2 protein-coding genes are annotated in these 2,349 nt (G+C 29.7%); both read left to right on the top strand.

Going from position 1 to position 2,349, the window contains the following annotated elements; translation table 11 throughout:
- On the top strand, positions 1–1,745 hold a 1,745-nt coding region (gene cas3 / locus ENL20_06355; GenBank protein HHE38176.1), incomplete at its 5' end, for a CRISPR-associated helicase Cas3'.
- A gap of 201 nt (positions 1,746–1,946) precedes the next feature.
- Positions 1,947–2,349 (top strand): IS200/IS605 family transposase (gene tnpA, locus ENL20_06350; protein HHE38175.1); only part of this gene is annotated, 403 nt, incomplete at its 3' end.

The raw sequence follows: 2,349 nt of genomic DNA, 5'->3' as shown, positions 1-2,349 counted from the left end.
TTATTTATTCGTTACTTTTACATTCGGATAAAGAAGATGCAATCTTTGGAAAAGTTAACCAAGATCATCGTATCAAATTAGATAACGATTTGATAAAAAAATACAAGACTTTGAAATTCGGTAAACCGAAAACAAAAATAGATAAAATTCGCGAATCAATTTTTCATGATGCAAATTCTAAAATTTTAGAAATAGATTTAAAGAATAAGATTTTATCTTTGAATGTTCCGACAGGAAGCGGGAAAACGCTAACTTGTTTATCGACTGCCTTAAAATTGAAAACACGATTGGAGAAAATCGGAATCAAACCGAGAATAATTTATGGTTTACCTTTCACAAGTATAATAGATCAAAATTACGAAGTATTCGATGAAATATTGAAAAATCCTGATAGTGATATTTTGTTAAAACATCATCATCTTGCAGAAATTTCTTATAATCAAAAAGACAGTGATGCAGAATTTGAACCTGAACAGGCAAAATTTATGATCGAAAGCTGGGAAGCGGAAATTATTGTTACAACTTTTTTTCAGATATTTCATACATTATTTTCCAATCGAAATAGAATGATCCAGAAATTCCATAAATTAGCAAACTCCATTATTTTATTAGATGAAGTCCAAAGTATTCCTTACAAATATTGGAAACTTGTTCGGGAAACGCTGCTAAAAATTTCTGACATCTTTAATGTTTATTTTATTTTGATAACAGCTACTCAACCAAGAATTTTTGAATCAAATGAGATTATAGAATTAGTTCCGGATAAATCGGAATACTTTTCTCAATTTGATAGAATTAATTTGAATTTTGAATCAGAAAGCATAGAGTTACAAAATTTTATTGCGAAATGTAAAAATGAGATTGAGAATTCTGATAAATCTTTTTTGTTTGTTATGAATACGATAAATTCTTCTATCGAGCTATTTGAGAATTTGAAAAAGATGGATTTGGATGCTGAATATTTTTATCTCGCAACAAACATTATTCCCAAACACAGATTTGAAAAAATTCTAAATATCAAAAAATCTAAAAAAAGAAAAATAATTGTTTCTACACAAATGATAGAAGCCGGTGTCGATATTGATATTGAGAATGTTTGGCGTGATTTTGCTCCGCTTGAATCTATCAATCAGGTTTGCGGAAGATGTAATCGTAATTTTTCAGAGAAAAAAGGAAATGTGCGAATATTTGAAATTTTAAATGAAAATCATAATAATACTCCTTTTTCAAAATATATTTATGGAAAATCTGCTTTGAGCATCATTGAGACAAAAGAATCGTTGGGATACAAAACAACAATTTCCGAAACAGAATTCTTAAAAAACATGGATTCATATTATCAAATTATTAATGAGAAAATTGCAGACGATGAATCAGACAAAATTTTAAGATTTTTGGAAAATTTGCAATTTGCTGATTTGTACAAATCTTTCAAATTAATTGATGACAAATTATACAACAAAAAAGATGTTTTTATTGAATATGATGAAACTGCAATCAATGTCTGGCAAAAATTTAAAAATCTAAAACAAATCAAAAACACCTTCAAACGAAAAACCGAATTCCTGAAATTCAAAAAAGATTTCTATGATTATGTCATTTCCGTACCCGAAAAATATGTTCAGGAACAAGAATATGAAAATACCGGAATCGTTTACATTCTGAATAATGCTGTTGAATCCTGCTATTACGAACAAACCGGCTGGAATAGAACCAACGATAATTATACAAATTATGTGTTTTAATTATTTACATGGATATAAGCAAGGAGTTAAAACACCTTGATATGAAACAAAAACATCTGCGAAGAGTTAAAACTCCTCGCTCAATACAATCAAAGTCTTTCAGACTACCCAATCCGCCCAGTCTGGGCGTAGCGCAGCGAAGCCTGAAGGATTTTGTATGTTTCAAAGATAGGTTTCAACCTATCGCAAAAGGAGCGAGAAATGTCCGGTAGAACATTCAAATCAATATATTATCACCTTGTATTTCATACAAAGCTCAACGAACCATATCTCGAAGATAAGAAATTTAGAAACCAGGTTTACCATTTCATTGAAAATAAATGCAAAAGGCATCATCTATATATTCATGAGATTGGCGGAATAGAAAATCATGTTCATTTGTTGATCTACATTCCTCCCAAAATGGCTATATCGGAAGCAGTAAAATTAATCAAGGGTTCTTCATCATATTTTGTAAACAACGAATTGATTGGTGAGGTCACATTGTATTGGCAAGAAGGTTATGGTATTTTAACAATATCAAAAAAGCATGTAAACTTCATCAGGAAATATATTCAAAACCAAGAAGAACATCATAAAAAAGGCTCAACATATAAGGAACTTG

The sequence above is a fragment of the Candidatus Cloacimonadota bacterium genome, from assembly GCA_011372345.1.
GTDB lineage: Bacteria > Cloacimonadota > Cloacimonadia > Cloacimonadales > TCS61 > DRTC01.
Note: the sequence above shows the minus strand (reverse complement) of the source record. Positions and strands in the feature narration are given on the sequence as shown.